The sequence below is a fragment of the Pseudodesulfovibrio sp. 5S69 genome (assembly GCF_037094465.1).
Classification (GTDB): domain Bacteria; phylum Desulfobacterota; class Desulfovibrionia; order Desulfovibrionales; family Desulfovibrionaceae; genus Pseudodesulfovibrio; species Pseudodesulfovibrio methanolicus.
This window is the reverse complement of record NZ_CP146609.1, coordinates 4065236-4082161: the sequence shown is the minus strand read 5'-3', so window position 1 is coordinate 4082161 and position 16926 is coordinate 4065236. Positions and strand designations below refer to the sequence as shown.

Genomic DNA, 16926 nt, shown 5'->3' with positions numbered 1-16926 from the left:
GGAATGCCCATGGCAGGATTCCCCCGCCCATTGATTTTTCCACTAAAGCCTTTCCCGCCGCGGGCCGATATGAATCGGGAATACGGGGTGGAATAGGTTGTCCGGCCATGGCCGGTCGAGTTTCCACGTAACGCGCCAGGCAGATTGCGGGAGCCCACTGGACGGCGCAGGGGAAATGCCGTGCCCGGCAACGGCGGCACCGTCGGTTCGCGTTCGGGGAAAACGCGGGCCGGATGGCCGGACCGGGCATGGTCGCCCCCTGCAAAGGGTGACCCATGAACAAGAACACGCTCGTTTCCATAGACAATAAAAGCCGGGCGGGCCGGGCCTCCAAGGGGTGCGTCGGTCCTGTCTGCTGCATCTTCTCCATCGCGAAATCCCGGAACCCCGGCAAGGGAACCACCCTGCGCGGGCAGGGCCGCGTCCACTACTGGCTCGTGCGCCAGGTGGGCGAGGACGGCTATGCCGTGCGCGGCGTGGACGGCGACTTCCTGCCCTTCGGCGAAGAGTCCCTGATCTCCATCGACGAACTGATCACCCACTACACGCCCGAGGTGGCCGTGTTCGAGGAGCGCATGCTCCCCTCGGTCCGCCGCCGCAACTACCGGCTGGTCGGCACCAACCGCGAACTCGGCTACCGGCGTTCCCTGCTGGCCATCGACGAACCCAACGTGCGCGGCCTGTTCGAGCTCGGCCAGGAGTACATCCTGGCCCGGCGCATGGCCAAGGGCCGAACCCTGTTCGGCGAGCTGATGCGGGTCAAGACCCCGTTCCCCGGCAAGGACCAGTACCTGTTCAACGAGTTCGGCATCGGCCTGCGCAAGATCGGCCATCTCGAAGGCGCGGTGATCTGCTACCGGCGCGCCCTCAAATACACCGACCGGGACGACCACCTGTACTACAACCTGGCCCGCGCCTACTACGAACAGGGCCAGTGGTGGGACTGCATGACCATGCTGACCCGCTGCTTCGAACTCAATCCCGAGCTTCCCCCGGCCCGCGACCTGGTGGCCCTGATCGGCGCCCTGGCCGAGAATCCGGGCCTGCGCCGCCGCTACGGCAAGCCCCCGGTCCCCGAGGGCGTGGCCCGGCGCGCCGCGCTGTTCGGCGAGAGCGCCTTCGGCGCTAACGCCCCGGCCCGGGAACAGGCCCGGGTCCGAGCCCTGCGAAACGAGGCCCGCAACGCCGGCTCGGCGTCCTCCTCCACCGGCAGGCGCCGCGACAACGGCCTCTGGCTGCCCGGCCGCGATGCGGTTGGGATGTAGGAGGGGCGGGGGCCGGCTTGCGATAGCGGGCCATCTGCACATTTCCCGAGGGTCCGCCTGATCCTCACGTACTGGGGTACGCTGCGGTCAGGCGAACCCTCGGAAAATGCATAGCTGACCCACTCTCCCAAGCCTATTTCGAGGGCGGAAATGCGCCGGGAGAGAGAGCCGCTGTCGGGTGCTGGCGCACCCGAATCGCTCCAATTGGGGAGGGGGAAATGAGGCGTCCGCCTGGGAGGGGGGAGGCCTTTTTGCGTTCATGCTTGGAGAAGGCGGGGGCGGTGAGGGGGAGTCAAGTCGGGTATTATGTTTTTTACGGCTCGACACTGCGGGCGGGGGCGGCGTATCCCTTTTGGGTAAAGTCGGTTCCGCTCATTGCGCGGGCTATACCCATACTCAAGGAGTTCTCATGTTATACCGAATAGTTGCGTTTGCAATATGTCTGCTGCTGTTGGCCGCTCCGGCCATGGCGTGCACGGATTTCATCGTCAAGGCCAAGGACGGGACGATCGTCGGCGGGCGGTCCATGGATTTTGCCGTGGATGACCAGGCCAGGGTGACCGTCTATCCCCGTGGCAAGCTCTGGACCTCCGAGGCACCCGGCAAGAAGCAGGGGATGCAGTGGCAGCAGCGCCACGGGTTCGTGGCCTTTTCCGTCCTGGGGCTGGAGGCGTCCACCGACGGCATGAACGAGAAGGGGCTCTCGGCCAAGGTCCTCTGGCTCCCGTCGGTCGGCTACCAGGCCGTGCCCAAGGGCAGCGAGGCCAAGGCCCTGGACGTGACCATGGTGCCCGACTGGATTCTCGGCCGGTTCGAGACCGTGGCCGAGGTCAGGAAGGCCCTGCCCGACGTGCTCGTCTGGGGCAAGGAACTGGCTGGACTGGGCGGCGTCCCGGTGCTGCATCTGGCCGTGCACGACGACCGGGGCGACAGCCTGGTCGCCGAATGGATCGACGGCCAACTGCACATCTACGACAATCCGCTGGGCGTCATGACCAACGAGCCGCCCCTGCCCGGCCAGTGGGCCAACCTGCGCAACTACGTCAACCTCTCGCCCGACATGCGGACCGGCCTGGAGCTGAACGGCATGACCGTCAAGGGCACGGGCAACGGCTCGGGCCTGTTCGGCCTGCCGGGCGACTGCACGCCCCCGTCCCGGTTCGTGCGCACCGCCGTGCTCGGCAAGTTCGCCTACCAGCCGGAGAACGCCGCGCAGGCCGTGGTCTTCGCCCGGCACCTGCTCAACCAGGTCGACGTCATGCCGGGCGTCAGCCGGGACAAGAAGCCCCAGGGCGAAGCCGCCGACTACACCCAGTGGACGGCCATCGAGGACCTGACCAACCGCGTACTCTACTTCGCGGACTACGGCGACCAGACCCTGCGGGCCATCGACCTCAAGAAGCTCGATTTCACCCGCTCCGACTACACGCCCATCCCGGTGTCCGCGCCCTCGGGCAACGCGGTCAAGGACGTGACCCCGCGCTAGGCGGCGGCAGTAGGCAAAAAAACAAGGCCCGGACCAAATTGGTCCGGGCCTTTTTCTATGGATATGGGGAGCCGGGCTACTTGGCCTTGGCCAGCGGCCAGATCTCGTCCACCTTTTCGATGGTCTTGATGGTGATGCGCTTGCGCAGCTCGTCCGGAATCTCGGCCAGGTCCTTCTTGTTTTGGGCCGGGATGAGGACCTTCTTCATGCCGCGCGACACGGCGGCCAGGATCTTCTCCTTGATGCCGCCCACGGGCAGGACGCGGCCGCGCAGGGATATCTCGCCGGTCATGGCCAGGTCGGGCGAGACCGGAGTGTCGGTCAGGGCGGAGATGAGCGCGGTGACCAGAGTGACCCCCGCGGACGGGCCGTCCTTGGGCGTGGCCCCGGCCGGGACGTGCACGTGGATGTCGCGGTTGTCCGCGAAGTTCGGGTCGATGCCGTAGAGGTCCGCCCTGGCGCGCGCGATGGACAGGGCGGCCTGGGCCGACTCCTTCATCACGTCGCCGAGCTTGCCGGTCAGGATCAGCTTGCCCTTGCCCGGCATGGTGGTCACCTCGATGTGCAGGATCTCGCCGCCCACCGGGGTCCAGGCCAACCCCACGGCTACGCCCGGAGGCAGGGTCGGTTCCTTCTCGTCGTCCAGGAAGCGCGGCGGTCCGAGCAGCTTGTACAGGTTGTTCGCAGTGATCTTGAACGGTCCCTTGTCGCCCTCGGCCTTCTTGCGGGCCATCTTGCGGCAGAGGGTGCCGATCTCGCGCTCCACGTTGCGCAGGCCCGCCTCGCGGGTATACTCGCGGACCACCTTGGCGACCAGCTTGTCGGAGATGGCCATTTCGTCGTCGTTCAGGCCGTTCTCCCTGATCTGGCGCGGGATGATGTAGCGCCGGGTGATGACCGTCTTCTCCTGCTCGGTGTAACCGGGGATGCGGATGACCTCCATGCGGTCCATGAGCGGGCCGGGAATGGAATCGAGCATGTTGGCCGTGCACACGAACATGACCTTGGACAGGTCGAAGGGCACGTTCAGGTAGTGGTCCGTGAACGAGAAGTTCTGTTCCGGGTCGAGGACCTCAAGCAGGGCCGAGGACGGGTCGCCCCGGAAGTCCGAACCGAGCTTGTCGATCTCGTCGAGCATGATCACCGGGTTGCGCGTGCCGCACTGCTTGATGGCCTGGATGATCCGGCCCGGCATGGCCCCGATGTAGGTCCGCCGGTGGCCGCGGATCTCGGCCTCGTCGCGCATGCCGCCCAGCGACATGCGGTGGAACTTGCGCCCCAGCGAGCGGGCGATGGACCGCCCGAGCGAGGTCTTGCCCACACCCGGAGGTCCCACGAAACAGAGGATCGGGCCCTTCATCTTGGGGTTGAGCTTGCGCACGCTCAGGTATTCGAGGATGCGCTCCTTGACCTTTTCCAGGTCGTAGTGGTCGGCGTTGAGAATTTCTTCGGCCTTCTTGATGTCCAGCCGGTCGCGGGAGAGCTTCTTCCACGGCAGGTCGATCATCCAGTCGAGGTAGGTGCGGATGACCGTGGCCTCGCTCGACTCGGCGTGCATGGACTCCAGCCGCCGCAACTGTTTGAAGGCCTCCTTCATGACGTCCTTGGGCATGCCGGACGCGGCCAGCCCCTTGCGCAGCTCCTCCATCTCCTCGGACTCGTCGCCCTCGTCGCCGAGCTCGCGCTTGATGGCCTTGATCTGCTCGCGCAGGTAGAAGTCGCGCTGGGCCTTGTCCATGCCTTCCTTGGCCATGGTCTGGATCTTGTTCTGCATGGAGGCCACCTCGACCTCCTTGAGCAACTGCTCGTTGACCAGCTCCAGCCGCCGGAAGGGCTCCACGCACTCCAGAATCTTCTGGGCCGCGTCCACCTTCATGCGCAGGTTGGAGGCGATCAGGTCGGCCAGCCTGCCCGGATCGGACACGCTGTTCAGCACGGACATGATGTCCGCGCTGGAGATGCCGCGCAGGCTCAGGATGCGCTCGGACTGCTCGCGGGAGGAGCGCACCAGGGCCTCCTGCTCCGGAGACAGCGGCCCGGCCTCGGGCTCGATGATCGGGGACAGCTCCGCGATGTGGTACGGGTCGTTGGACGTGAACCGCTTGACCTTGGCGCGGGCCAGCCCCTGGACCAGGACCTTGAGGCGGCCGTCGGGCATCTTCAGCATGCGCATGATCATGCCCACCGTGCCGGTCATGTACAGGTCGTCCGGGGACGGGTCCTCCACGCCCTCGTCCTTCTGGGTCAGGATGAGGATGTAGCGGTCGCCCGCCAGGGCCGCGTCCACGGCCTGGACCGATTTCTCGCGGCCCACGAAGAGCGGCAGGATCATGTAGTTGAAGACCACGATGTCGCGCACGGCCAGCACGGGCAGGACCTGCGGGATGTCCGCGGGGTTGTGCCCGGCCATGTCTTCTCCGTCGCCGAACAGGGACGTGCCCGGACCGGCGGTCAGGGCCTCGATGATCTCGGGCAGATCTTCGCCGTCCTTGCTGTCGTCGGTCACTTCCGGGGATTTATCGATTTCGATATCCGACTTCGGGCGCTTGATGCGCGAAGGGCGGATGGGGGTTTTCTTCTTTTTCTGGCTCAAGTGGGTATCCTCTGATTTGTGTGCAAACAGATGGTGTTACCCTACATATATCGTCAAACCAAGTTGGCAAGTCCATTATTATGGTAAATTGCTAATAGAGCCTCCGGCGGCCGGGGCGCTGCCCCAGACCCCGCCAGGGAACCCTTTGAAAAGGGTTCCCTGGACCCTCCCAAACTTTTTGTGTGCCTTCGACAGGGGGGTGCGTGGGCGGAAGTGTGGCTGTTTGCTCGAAGGGGTTGGTGTAGCTTGGCCGTGCGGTGTCCCGAAGGGTTCGCGCCGGACGTCCACGGGCCTCGGAAGGCCGCCCGGCGCGAACCCTTCGGGACGGTTGCCAACGCCGCCAGGTAGGGCGAGGGATAAGGATATTGAGAAGGCGTCGCCTTTAACTGCGGCGAAGGAGAATTCCAGCGCGCCCTCCATCCGCGAAGCGGCCTGAGAGGCTCAGGAGGGTGAGAGGGGATGGGGGTCCGGGGGAAGGGAGAGGGAAGCCCTTCCAAAGGGTTCCCTCTCTCCTCTCCGGCGCCGGAGGCCCCGCCGCGTCAGCGGCGGACCGAGAAGTCGGACAGGGGGGTGTCGGTGTCGGCTCGGCGGGATTCGATGGTGGTCACGCGGGCGAGCGGCGGGCCTTGCCAGAGGTGCGATTCGAGTTGGTCGAGTTGTTCGTCGCTGCCGTGGGCCAGGACTTCCACGGACCCGTCGGGCAGGTTGCGTACCCATCCGGTGACGCCGAGGGCTCGGGCGGTTTCGCGGGTCCAGCCCCGGAACCAGACTCCTTGGACCCTGCCCCGGACGATGGCGGCCATCTCCCGCATCTAGAGCCTCCCGAACTCGTTGAAGCTGTAGTAGTCGTGGTCGGTGACGATGATGTGGTCGCGCACATGGATGTCGAGGCTGGCGCACGCCTCGGCGACCTTGGCGGTGAGCAGGATGTCTTCGGAGGACGGGTCGCTGCCGCCGCCGGGGTGGTTGTGGACGAGGATGACGTTGGTGGCTTCCAGGCGCAGGGCGGCGGCCGCGATCTCGCGCGGGAAGATGGCGGTGGCGTTGGTCGTGCCCCGGCTCATCTGTTCCCAGTTGATGATCCGGTTCTTGGTGTCCATGAAGACCGCCCAGAACTCCTCGGTGTCCTTGTGCCCGAGCCGGGCCATGGCCGCCCGGGCCAGGGCGTCGGGGTCGCTGACGATCTGGCCGCGCCGGGCGCCGGCCTCGCCCAGGCGGGCGTGGAGTTCCTGAAGGAGTGTCCACTGGCTCTGCGTGGCCGGGCCCAGTCCCTTGATCCCGTCGAGCTGGTCGGGCCGGGCCAGGACGGCCTCCTTGAGCGAGCCGAAGCGGTCGATGAGCGCCTTGGCGAGCGGCTTGGTGTCGCGCCGGGGCACGGTCAGGGCCAGGAGCAGTTCGAGGATCTCGTAGTCGGCCAGTCCGCGCGGGTTGTCCGCGAGCCGGGCCTTGAGGCGCTGGCGGTGGCCGACGTAGTGGGGGACGTTCTCGGGCTTGGGGGCCATGGTCAGTACCGCCGGGGTTGGGCCTTGGGCCGGAACAGGTCGATGAGCCCGGCCATGAGCATGTCCAGGGCCTCGTCGTACTTGCGCTCGCCGGTCTTGAGAGAGAGCTCGGCCTCCATGGCCAGGTCGATCATCCGGGCGATGCCGCGCGCCCCGAGGCGCTGGGCCAGGGGGGCCTTTTTCTTGAGCATGAACGGGCTTCCCGCGGCCTTGCCGCCGTGGGCCAGGAGCCAGTACATGCGCGCCTGGCTGGCCAGGAACCCGATCAGGTTGAAGAGCATCTGGTCCTTGGCGGACTTGGAGTGGTCGTCGATGACCCGCTTCCAGACCGAGGCCTCGGCCCCGGGCCTGGCCAGGGCGTCCATGAGGTCGAAGAAGGGCATCTCGCCGGTCCGGGCCACCAGGTCGACGTGCTCCTTGCGCACGACCTTGTCGTCGCCCGCGGCCAGCTCGATCTTGTCCAGCTCCAGGCGGACGGCCACGGCGTCCGTGGGCAGGGCCATGGTCAGGGCCTGACCCGCGCCCGGCTCGAAGGTCAGCCCGGCCTTGGCGGCCCAGCGCTTGACGAAGTCGGTCAGGGAGCGCTGGTCCAGGCCGGGGGACTCCCAGATCCAGCCCGCGTCGCGGGCCTTCTTGTACAGTCCGCGCCGGGACAAGGCCGGGGGCACCGGGGGTTTCTTGCCTTTCCATTCGCCTTCGAGGCAGAAGATCGGGTAGATTTCGCGACCGAGCCCTTTGACCGCGGCGTCGAGCTTGTCCCACTGGTCCGCCTTGAGCGCGTGGGCGCGGCGCAGGACCAGGGCCTTGGGCTGGGGAAAGAGCGACTTGATGGTCAGGTCGGTCCAGAAGGCCGGGGGCAGTGGGTCATCGTCATCGCCCCAGAACGGCTTGACCTCCCAGCCCTCCTGGCCGGAACCCTTGAGGCGTTCGTCCACCTGGGCCTTGATCAGCTGGGGATCGGGGCAGATGAGAAAGAGATATTTGGGGCGGTCGGCCATGGTCCTTCCGTGGGGCTAGTAGTCCTGGGTCATGCGGTCGGCCAGGACCTGGATGCCGCGACGGGTGACCTCCATGTCCGCCTCCTGGCCGCTGCCGTAGTCGTAGGGCCAGTTCTCGGAGATCTGGCCCGAGCTCCAGAGCAGGGAGTTGTCCGTGGCCGAGCGGATGGTCGCCTCGAACTGGAAGATGGCCTCGGAGAGCAGGGTCCGCTGGTCGGCGTCCTCGACCGCTGTGGGTCGGTAATACCGGTCGATGTCGATGGTGATCAGGGCATCGGCCTTTGCCTTGTCGTCCACCCAGGTGATGGTTCCCCGGTTGTGCAACTCGTCGCGCAGCAGTTTGCGCAGGCGCGGTTCGAGCCAGGCCAGGGTGGTCGGGTTGTTGATCTCTTCCATGGCCACGGTGCGGTACTGCGGCTGGAGCACGGACGTGCCGCCCTCGCCGAAGGAGTAGCCGCACCCGGCAAGCAGGGCGAGGAGCAGGAAAAGCGCCGTATATCGAAGCAGGGACATCGAGTTCTCCAGGTGTTCGGTGATTGGGGGACGATAAAGGGATTCGCGGCAAAGGTCCAGCGGGGCGGGGCCGCAGGCAAACCGTCCCGAGGGGCGGTCCGTCCGTGGAGCCGACAGCGGGCGGGAAGCGCCCGTGCGCGGGGATGGAGGCACGCCGAGCCGTCATTTTTCCACAGCATATCAACATGGAATTCCGAAAAATCTCCGATTCGTCAAAGCCCCCGGCGGGCAAAGAAATTCCTTGTCGCCCCCTAAACATAACGCCTCGTCCGCCGATACGTAAAAGGAAACGCCGGGACCTTCCCGGCCGATTGACTGAGCATCACGCGGGGCACATCCGCCCCGCCAACCCCGCATGGACGCGGGAGGGAGACAACGGTATGGCCATGGACGGCGATATTCTGTTTTCGATCATCACGCCCTCGGCCGGGAATCGGCCGAACGCCCTGAAAAACGCGGTCTCGTCCGCGGAGCGGGCGGCCCGGTTCGCCGGGTTGGAGCGCAACCAACTGGAAATTCTCATCGGGTTCGACGGCGTCCGGGGCACGGCTCCGGACTGCGCTTATCCGGTCCGGACCTTCAGCCTGCCCTCGGACCGCGATCGGGGCCATGGGGTCCGCGATACCCTGCTCAAGCTCTCGGGCGGGGAGAAGGTCGTCTTCCTGGACGACGACAACGTGCTCAAGCCGTGTTCCCTGAGCCGCTACCTGCTCCACCGGGAGGCCGAGATGGTCATCGGGCGCATCGACGCCCAACTGGCTCTGGGCCAGCCCTGGCTGCCGGTCTTCGACGACGGTCCCCTGGTTCGCCCGGGCAACCTGGACCTGCTCTGCCTGTGCCTGTCGCGCAGGCTGGTGGTGGACCGCTGCGGCGGCTGGCGCTTCCGGGGCGAGTTCGACTCCTGCCAGCGGAACATGGCGGGCTGGCACCAGCGGGCGCGCAGCGTGACCGTCATCGAGGAGGTGGTCGGCATCTTCGACGCCGGGCGCAGCCTGGACCGCGCGGCCCTGTCCTCGCGGCAGCGGGACCTGCTCGACGGGCTCGTCGGGCGACGTGGCGCGCCGCTCGCCAGGCCCGAGGCGCGGCGCGCCCCGAGCCTGGCTCTGGCCTAGGCCCTTTCGCGCAAGCGCCGCCCCGCGCCGCCCGGCCCGATGCCGTGCGGCGTAGGGGTGCGCCCTCTTTCCTTTTTTTCGCGATCCGGGTACGATACCGGAAAGCCTATCAGCGAAGAAAGGAAGTCACATGACCCAGTCCCTCAAAGGCCGCCTGCGACAACAGGCCTGGCGGATTTTCCTGCTCCAGTGCGGCCTGTCCGTGACCGTCGTCGTTTTCGCCCTGCTTCCGGTCGCCCTGCTGCACGACCGGACCTATACCTTGGCCGCCGTGTTCCTGACCGCGGCCCTGGTCCTGGGCATCGCCTTGGCCTGCGCCACCAGGCTCATGCGCCTGCTCGACGGGGCCCACGACAAGATCGCCACCCTGACCACCCACGACGACCTGACCGGCCTGCCCAACCGGAACTGGTTCTTCGACCGCCTGGACGAGGAGGTCGACCGCGCCCGGCGCTACGGCAACAAGCTCTCCCTGGTCATGGTCGACCTGGACCACTTCCGGCGGGTCAACGACTCCTTCGGTCATCCGCTCGGCGACCTGGCCCTGGCCGAGGTGGCCCGGCTGCTGGCCGCCAACATCCGCACCTCGGACGTGGTCGCCCGCTACGGCGGCGAGGAGTTCATGATCATCCTGCCCGAGACCGACGCGGGCCGAGCCGTCCAGGCCGCCGAGAAGCTGCGCATGGTCGTGGAGGTCAACGACATCAGCCTGGAGGGGCCCGAGATCAAGGTGACCATCTCCTGCGGCGTGGCCGACCTGGCCTCGGTCCACCCGGAGCGGGGTTCCCTGCGCGACGCCCTGGTCGTGGCCGCGGACCGGGCCATGCACCGGGCCAAGCAGAACGGCCGCAACCAGGTGCTCATGCACGTGGCCGAGCACGAACGCCAGCTCACCTTGGTCTGACCGACTTTCGCCCGTTTCCGTTGCCAATCGGCCCCGAGTGACTATACTGGCGGGGAGCGGTGGGAGCGGACAGGGCCGCCTTCTGCTCCGTATTTTTACAACCATCTGATATACATAGCCTTTCGCCGAGGAATTTTCCCCTTCCCCAGCGGGGCCATTTACGCTAAGTACATTGGTTCCCCGCCGGACGGCGTCGGGCGAGGATTTTCCGCACCCTTTCCAGGGTAAACCATCATCGAGGTAGAAGCATGCCCCTCTGCAAAATCGAAGAAGCCATTGAGGATATCCGCCAGGGCAAAATGGTCATCATGGTGGATGACGAGGACCGCGAGAACGAAGGCGATCTGATCTGCGCCGCCGAGGCGGTCACGCCCGAGATCATCAATTTCATGGCCACCCACGCCCGCGGGCTGATCTGCCTGCCCATGTCCAACGAGATGGCCGACAATCTCGGCCTGGACCTGATGACCAAGAAGAACGAATCCGGCTTCGGCACCAACTTCACGGTTTCCATCGAGGCGCGCGAGGGCGTGACCACCGGCATCTCGGCCAAGGACCGGGCCGTCACCGTGCTGGCCGCCGTGGCCGACGGGGCCGGTCCCGACTCCATCGTCACGCCGGGCCACATCTTTCCCCTGCGGGCCAAGGACGGCGGCGTGCTGGTGCGCACGGGCCAGACCGAGGGCGGCAGCGATCTCGCCCGCCTGGCCGGGTTCAAGCCCGCCGCGGTCATCTGCGAGGTCATGAACGACGACGGGACCATGGCCCGCATGCCCGACCTGGAAATCTACGCCAAAAAGCACGGGCTGAAGATCTGCTCCGTGGCCGACCTGATCGCCTACCGCATGAAGTTCGACGGCAAGTCCGTGACCAAGGTGGGCGAGGCCCATCTGCCCACCCGTTGGGGCAACTTCGAATCCGCCGCCTTCCACTCCGAGGCCGACGGCAAGACCCACATCGCCCTGTACATGGGCGACATCCATCCCGACGAGCCGACCCTGGTGCGGGTCCACTCCGAGTGCCTGACCGGCGACGTGTTCGGTTCCCTGCGCTGCGACTGCGGCCCCCAGCTCCAGGACGCCATGTGCATGATCCGCAACGAGGGCAAGGGCGTGCTGGTCTACATGCGCCAGGAAGGGCGCGGCATCGGCCTGGGCAACAAGATCCGGGCCTACCACCTGCAGGACCAGGGGCTCGATACGGTCGAGGCCAACGTCAAGCTCGGCTTCCCGCCGGACATGCGTGAATACGGCACCGGGGCGCAGATCCTGGTGGCGCTCGGCGTCTCCAAGATGCGGCTGATGACCAACAACCCCAAGAAGATGGTCGGCCTGGAGGGCTACGGCCTGGAAATGGTCGAGCGCGTGCCCATCGAGGTCGGCGCCTGCCAGCTCAACGAGCGCTACCTCAAGACCAAGCGCGACAAGATGCACCATCTCCTCAAGGTGGACAAAGACTAAAGCCCCCAACGTTGACTTTTGGGGAACCGATAACATATTACACTGCTATATATTTCATACAGTAGGAGAAGACACATGTCCGTGAAGACCATCGAAGGGATGCTGGACGCAAAGGGACTCAAGATCGCCATCGTGGCCGCCCGGTTCAACGATTTCATCGTCGACCGCCTGATCTCAGGCGCCGTGGACTACCTCGTCCGCCATGGCGCGTCCGAGGACGACCTGACCCTGATCCGCCTACCCGGCGCCTTCGAGCTGCCCATCGCCGCCCAGAAACTGGCGCGGTCCGGCGAGTATGCGGGCATCGTCGTGCTCGGCGCGGTCATCCGCGGCGGTACCCCGCACTTCGACTACGTGTGCAGCGAGTGCGCCAAAGGCATCGCCCACGCCTCCATGGAGTCCGGCGTACCCATGGGCTTCGGCCTGCTGACCTGCGACTCCCTGGACCAGGCCATCGAACGGGCCGGGGCCAAGGCGGGCAACAAGGGCGTGGAAGCCGCGTCCGCCCTGCTCGAGACCGTCCGGGTCCTGGAGCAGCTCTAACTCATGGGCTCGAAATCCAAGGGCAACAGGCCCGGCATCCGCAGGGTGGGGCGCACCCTGGCCTTTCAGGTGCTCTACTCCACGCATTTCCTGGACAAGGACAATCCCCAGGACATGGACACCCTGTTCGACCTCAACCCCATGGTTCTGGAGCAGGAGTCCGAGACAGCGCGGGCCTTCGCCCGCGACCTGGTCATGGGCGTGAACGTGAACCTGCACGACATCGACAAGACCATCGAGGCCCACTCCCAGCACTGGAAGATCGAGCGCATCGCCATGGTCGAGCTGTCCATCCTGCGCCTGTCCCTGTATGAGATGCTGTTCACCGACATCCCGGTCAAGGCGGCCATCAACGAAGCCATCGAGCTGTCCAAGACCTTCGGCGACGACAAGTCCCGCTCCTTCGTGAACGGCATCCTGGACGGCGTGGCCAAGACCTCGAAACGGGCCTGACCCCCGGCCGCCCGGCAAAGCGAAACGACCACATTTAGGATACACCATCATGGCATTAGGCAAATACTCCCCCGAGGACATCGAGAAGAAGTGGCAGGGGATCTGGAAGGAGTCCGGCTGTTTCCAGGTCGAGACCGATCCGTCCAGGCCCAAATACTACGTGCTGGAGATGTTCCCCTATCCGTCCGGCAAGATCCACATGGGCCACGTGCGCAACTACTCTATAGGCGACGTGGTGGCGCGCTTCAAGACCATGCAGGGCTTCAACGTCCTGCACCCCATGGGTTGGGACGCCTTCGGCCTGCCCGCCGAGAACGCGGCCATCAAGAACGAGACCCATCCGGCCACCTGGACCTATCAGAACATCTCCGAGATGCGCGAACAGCTCCAGCGCCTGGGATACTCCTACGACTGGCGGCGCGAACTGGCCACCTGCCGCCCCGAGTACTACAAGTGGGAGCAGCTCTTCTTCCTCAAGTTCCTGGAAAAGGGACTGGCCTACCGCAAGGACTCCCCGCAGAACTGGTGCCCGACCTGCAACACCGTGCTGGCCAACGAGCAGGTGGAGGACGGCCTGTGCTGGCGCTGCGACACCGAGGTGGAGCAGAAGGACATGGAGCAGTGGTTCCTGCGCATCACCGACTACGCCGACGAGCTGCTCGCCGACCTCGACTCCCTGGAGGGCGGCTGGCCCGAACGCGTGCTGACCATGCAACGCAACTGGATCGGCAAGTCCTACGGCGCGGAGCTGACCTTCCAGGTCAAGGGCCCCATCGATGGAGAGAACGCGACCATCGACGTCTTCACCACCCGCCCCGACACCCTGTTCGGCGCGACCTTCATGTCCGTGGCCGCCGAACACCCCCTGGTCGAGAAGCTCATTGCCGACGCCCCGAACAAGGCCGAGATCGAGGCCTTCGTGACCAACATCCGGAACATGGACCGCATCAAGCGCGGGGCCGACGACCTGGAGAAAGAGGGCATCTTCACCGGCAAGTACTGCGTCAACCCGGTGACCGGCAAGGACATCCCCATTTACGTGGCCAACTTCGTGCTCATGGGCTACGGCACCGGCGCGGTCATGGCCGTGCCCGCCCACGACCAGCGTGATTTCGAATTCGCCACCAAGTACAATCTTCCCAAGCAGGCGGTCATCAACCCGCCCGAGATGCACGAAAAGGGCGAGAAGCTCGACGCGGCGAGCCTGACCGAGGCCTACACCGCCCCCGGCCTCCTGATTCACTCCGGCGGCTTCGACGGCATGCCCAACGAGGATGCCAAGAAGGCCATCGTCGAGCACCTGGACGAGTCCGGCAAGGGCAAGATGGCCGTCAATTACCGCCTGCGCGACTGGAACGTCTCCCGCCAGCGGTTCTGGGGCGCCCCCATCCCGGTCATCTACTGCGACGACTGCGGCGCGGTCCCGGTGCCCGAGAAGGACCTGCCGGTCCTGCTGCCCGAGAACGCCCAGGTGCGCAAGGACGGCAAGTCGCCCCTGCCGACCATGGAGGAGTTCGTCAACTGCGCCTGCCCCAGATGCGGCAAGCCCGCCCGGCGCGAGACCGACACCTTCGACACCTTTTTCGAGTCCTCCTGGTACTACATGCGCTACTGCGACCCGCGCAACGAGAACGAGCCGCTGGGCGCAGAGCACCTGAACTACTGGATGAACGTGGACCAGTACATCGGCGGCATCGAGCACGCCATCCTGCACCTGCTCTATTCCCGGTTCTTCACCAAGGCCCTGCGCGACTGCGGCTACGTGACCAACAGCGAGCCGTTCGCCAACCTGCTGACCCAGGGCATGGTCCTCAAGGACGGCGGCAAGATGTCCAAGTCCAAGGGCAACGTGGTCGATCCCAACGCCATGATCAACCAGTACGGTGCGGACGCCACCAGGCTGTTCATCCTCTTCGCCTCCCCGCCGGTCAAGGAGCTGGAGTGGTCGGACCAGGGCATCGACGGCGCGTACCGCTTCCTGTCCCGCCTGTGGCGGCTGGTGGAGGAGCTGGAGGACGTGCTCACGCCCATGACCCCGGCCTCCCACGGCAAGTCCGCGAACGACGCGGCCAAGGGGCTGCGCTTCAAGGAGCACGACACCATCCGGAGGGCCACCCGCGACATCGAGAACGAATTCCAGTTCAACACGGTCATCGCGGCCATCATGGAGCTGGTCAACGAGCTCTACCAGGTCAAGGACGAGCTCAGGGAGACCGATCCCGCGGCCCTGTCCTCGGCCATCGCTACGGCCGTGACCCTGCTCTCTCCGGTGGCCCCGCACATCTGCGAGGAGCTCTGGCAGGCGCTGGGCCATACCGTCCACCTGACCGGCCAGCCCTGGCCCGCCTTTGACGAAAAGGCCCTGGTCCTCGACGAGGTGACCATGGTCGTCCAGGTCAACGGCAAGGTGCGCGGCAAGTTCGAGGCCCCGAACAACGCGCCCAAGGACGAGGTCGAAAAGCTGGCCATGGACCTGGAAAACGTCCAGAAGTTCATGGAGGGCAAGACGATCCGCAAGGTCATCGTCATCCCCAACAAGCTGGTCAACATCGTGGTTGGTTGATAACCGCCGCCCCATCGAATGAAAGAGGCCGGGAGGGTGAACCTCCCGGCCTTTTATTATTCGCACCCGGCGGCGCGGGGTAAGAGGGAGTAGCGCGGTTGTGGTGGGCCGCGCATTCGCGTCGGGGCTTTGGGTTGTTCTCCTTACATTGCGTTTCGCCTTTACGGCGACTTCCTTTTTTGCCGGCGCAGAAAAAAGGAAGCAAAAACTGCGTTTCGGTGCGGGCGCCCGGCGGATGGCCGGGTACGAAGAGGCTGGATGCGGAGAGGGTGGCCGCGCTTGCGCGACCATACTTTGGGTCCCCTCTATGGGCGACAGCGGCTTTTGGTTTCGTCCAACCGCCCGTCCTTCCGAATCCCGCCGCACCTCTTCCCCTCACCGAACCAGCCCTGGAGGGGGCGTGTAGAAGCCGACCGCGAAGGGGTGGCGGCTTCTGTTTCGCCGAAGGTCGGTCCGCCCTAAAAGGAAGCGTCCCGTTCCGGGGGCCGCACTATACTTTTTTTCAGATGGAGCCGCCCCGAGCGGATCGGATTCTTGCGCCCCCTCCCTCGGGCGGCCGCGTCCCCCCCCAAGGCCCTTTTTTTCGTCTATTTTTTTGGGCCGGCAAAAAAATGGACCCCGCCGGGAGGGCATGGAAGCTGAGGCGGTGCAACCGCCTCACTGGCTCTCGGAGGGTGGAGCGCAGCTCCATCCCGGCTCTCCGCGCCGCAGGCGCGCTCCTGGAACGAGCGGGCTCTGCCCGCAAAGCGGCTCCTTCTCCCCAAACAAAAAAGGCACGCCCCGAGGCGCGCCTTCTCCTGCCCCGCCGCAGGGGGCGGGCACAAAAAAACCCGGCTAATAGCCGTTCTTCCGCAAAAACTCCATGGTGATGCCGCCGGACGCGCCGCCGTCTCCGGCATCCCCTCCGCCGGTCCACGGTTGGACCATCCGCTCCACGTACTTGCCGATGACGTCGGTCTCCATGTTGACCTTGGTGCCGGGGGTCCAGCCGGAAATGGTCGTGACCTTCTGCGTCTCGGGGATGATGTTCACCTCGAGCCAGGTGGGCGCGCAGTCGTTGACCGTCAGGCTGATGCCGTCCAGGGCCACCGACCCCTTGGGGATGACGTAGCGGCCGTGGGCCGCGTCGAACGACAGGCGGTAGATCCTGGATTCGCCCGCCGGACGCACCTCGGCCACCTCGGCCAGGCAGTCCACGTGCCCGGCCACGATGTGCCCGCCGAAGCGGTCGCCCATGGCCATGGCCCGCTCCAGGTTGACCCGGCTGCCGGGCCTCAGCGCGCCCAGGCTGGTCACGGACAGGGTCTCGCGGCTGGCGTAGCAGGTGAACCGGTCGTCGGCAAAGGTCTCCACGGTCAGGCAGGTGCCGTTCACGGCGATGGATTCGCCGAGCTCCACGTCGGTCAGCTCGAACAGGGGCCGGATGCGGAAGCGCGTCTCGGAACCCCTGGCCTCGGCGGCCTCGATGCGGCCCATGCCCATGATCAATCCGGTGAACATATGAAATACCTCGTTTCAGGCGTTGGCTGTGGCC

At 65.8% G+C, this 16926-nt stretch carries 14 protein-coding genes; 8 read left to right on the top strand and 6 right to left on the bottom strand.

All coding sequences use genetic code 11. The annotated features are described in order from the left end of the window. The first annotated feature begins 275 nt into the window (after positions 1-275). Entirely contained in the window at positions 276-1265 is a 990-nt protein-coding gene (locus V8V93_RS19120) for a tetratricopeptide repeat protein (RefSeq protein WP_338668223.1), read from the top strand. Between the two features lie 409 nt (positions 1266-1674). Further along, a complete protein-coding gene (locus tag V8V93_RS19115) occupies positions 1675-2751 on the top strand; it encodes a choloylglycine hydrolase family protein (RefSeq protein WP_338668222.1) in 1077 nt (358 codons plus the stop codon). A 76-nt stretch (positions 2752-2827) separates the two neighbouring features. Here the strand turns inward: V8V93_RS19115 and lon are convergent, their stop codons facing one another. From lon to lptE, 5 genes are all read right to left on the bottom strand, one after another. Then, entirely contained in the window at positions 2828-5344 is a 2517-nt protein-coding gene (gene lon, locus V8V93_RS19110) for an endopeptidase La (protein ID WP_338668221.1), read from the bottom strand. Positions 5345-5883: 539 nt separating this feature from the next. After that, on the bottom strand, positions 5884-6156 hold the full coding sequence (locus V8V93_RS19105; protein ID WP_338668220.1) for an acylphosphatase: 273 nt from the start codon (positions 6154-6156) through the stop codon (positions 5884-5886). Then, positions 6157-6846, bottom strand: coding sequence for a RadC family protein (gene radC, locus V8V93_RS19100; RefSeq protein WP_338668219.1), 690 nt, complete (start codon positions 6844-6846; stop codon positions 6157-6159). A 2-nt stretch (positions 6847-6848) separates the two neighbouring features. Continuing rightward, positions 6849-7844: a DNA polymerase III subunit delta gene (locus V8V93_RS19095; RefSeq protein ID WP_338668218.1), complete on the bottom strand. Its 996-nt coding sequence runs from the start codon at positions 7842-7844 to the stop codon at positions 6849-6851. A gap of 15 nt (positions 7845-7859) precedes the next feature. After that, the gene (gene lptE / locus V8V93_RS19090; protein WP_338668217.1) at positions 7860-8357 is read right to left on the bottom strand and encodes an LPS assembly lipoprotein LptE; all 498 of its coding nucleotides are present in this window, start codon (positions 8355-8357) and stop codon (positions 7860-7862) included. 386 nt (positions 8358-8743) lie between these two features. Here lptE and V8V93_RS19085 point away from each other — a divergent pair, with 386 nt between their 5' ends. The 6 genes from V8V93_RS19085 (at position 8744) to leuS (ending at position 15392) form a co-directional block, all read left to right on the top strand. After that, on the top strand, positions 8744-9469 hold the full coding sequence (locus tag V8V93_RS19085) for a glycosyltransferase family A protein (protein WP_338668216.1): 726 nt from the start codon (positions 8744-8746) through the stop codon (positions 9467-9469). Between the two features lie 130 nt (positions 9470-9599). Next, positions 9600-10373, top strand: coding sequence for a GGDEF domain-containing protein (locus V8V93_RS19080; RefSeq protein WP_338668215.1), 774 nt, complete (start codon positions 9600-9602; stop codon positions 10371-10373). A 248-nt stretch (positions 10374-10621) separates the two neighbouring features. After that, a complete protein-coding gene (locus V8V93_RS19075) occupies positions 10622-11833 on the top strand; it encodes a bifunctional 3,4-dihydroxy-2-butanone-4-phosphate synthase/GTP cyclohydrolase II (protein ID WP_338668214.1) in 1212 nt (403 codons plus the stop codon). Between the two features lie 75 nt (positions 11834-11908). After that, complete coding sequence (ribE, locus tag V8V93_RS19070) at positions 11909-12376, top strand: 6,7-dimethyl-8-ribityllumazine synthase (protein ID WP_338668213.1); 468 nt, start codon at positions 11909-11911, stop codon at positions 12374-12376. Positions 12377-12379: 3 nt separating this feature from the next. Then, positions 12380-12829, top strand: a complete 450-nt coding sequence (gene nusB / locus V8V93_RS19065) for a transcription antitermination factor NusB (protein ID WP_338668212.1) — start codon at positions 12380-12382, stop codon at positions 12827-12829. Between the two features lie 49 nt (positions 12830-12878). Beyond that, on the top strand, positions 12879-15392 hold the full coding sequence (leuS, locus tag V8V93_RS19060; protein ID WP_338668211.1) for a leucine--tRNA ligase: 2514 nt from the start codon (positions 12879-12881) through the stop codon (positions 15390-15392). A gap of 834 nt (positions 15393-16226) precedes the next feature. Here the strand turns inward: leuS and V8V93_RS19055 are convergent. Further along, positions 16227-16892 (bottom strand): riboflavin synthase, encoded by a 666-nt coding sequence (locus tag V8V93_RS19055; protein WP_338668210.1) that lies wholly within the window; start codon positions 16890-16892, stop codon positions 16227-16229. Positions 16893-16926: the final 34 nt, after the last annotated feature.

Coding starts and splice junctions, on each gene's coding strand:
- leuS (WP_338668211.1), top strand. CDS start 12,879: ATGGCATTAGGCAAATACTCCCCCGAGGACATCGAGAAGAAGTGGCAG.
- nusB (WP_338668212.1), top strand. CDS start 12,380: ATGGGCTCGAAATCCAAGGGCAACAGGCCCGGCATCCGCAGGGTGGGG.
- lptE (WP_338668217.1), bottom strand. CDS start 8,357: ATGTCCCTGCTTCGATATACGGCGCTTTTCCTGCTCCTCGCCCTGCTT.
- V8V93_RS19075 (WP_338668214.1), top strand. CDS start 10,622: ATGCCCCTCTGCAAAATCGAAGAAGCCATTGAGGATATCCGCCAGGGC.
- V8V93_RS19080 (WP_338668215.1), top strand. CDS start 9,600: ATGACCCAGTCCCTCAAAGGCCGCCTGCGACAACAGGCCTGGCGGATT.
- ribE (WP_338668213.1), top strand. CDS start 11,909: ATGTCCGTGAAGACCATCGAAGGGATGCTGGACGCAAAGGGACTCAAG.
- V8V93_RS19055 (WP_338668210.1), bottom strand. CDS start 16,892: ATGTTCACCGGATTGATCATGGGCATGGGCCGCATCGAGGCCGCCGAG.
- V8V93_RS19115 (WP_338668222.1), top strand. CDS start 1,675: ATGTTATACCGAATAGTTGCGTTTGCAATATGTCTGCTGCTGTTGGCC.
- V8V93_RS19085 (WP_338668216.1), top strand. CDS start 8,744: ATGGACGGCGATATTCTGTTTTCGATCATCACGCCCTCGGCCGGGAAT.
- V8V93_RS19120 (WP_338668223.1), top strand. CDS start 276: ATGAACAAGAACACGCTCGTTTCCATAGACAATAAAAGCCGGGCGGGC.
- V8V93_RS19105 (WP_338668220.1), bottom strand. CDS start 6,156: ATGCGGGAGATGGCCGCCATCGTCCGGGGCAGGGTCCAAGGAGTCTGG.
- radC (WP_338668219.1), bottom strand. CDS start 6,846: ATGGCCCCCAAGCCCGAGAACGTCCCCCACTACGTCGGCCACCGCCAG.
- V8V93_RS19095 (WP_338668218.1), bottom strand. CDS start 7,844: ATGGCCGACCGCCCCAAATATCTCTTTCTCATCTGCCCCGATCCCCAG.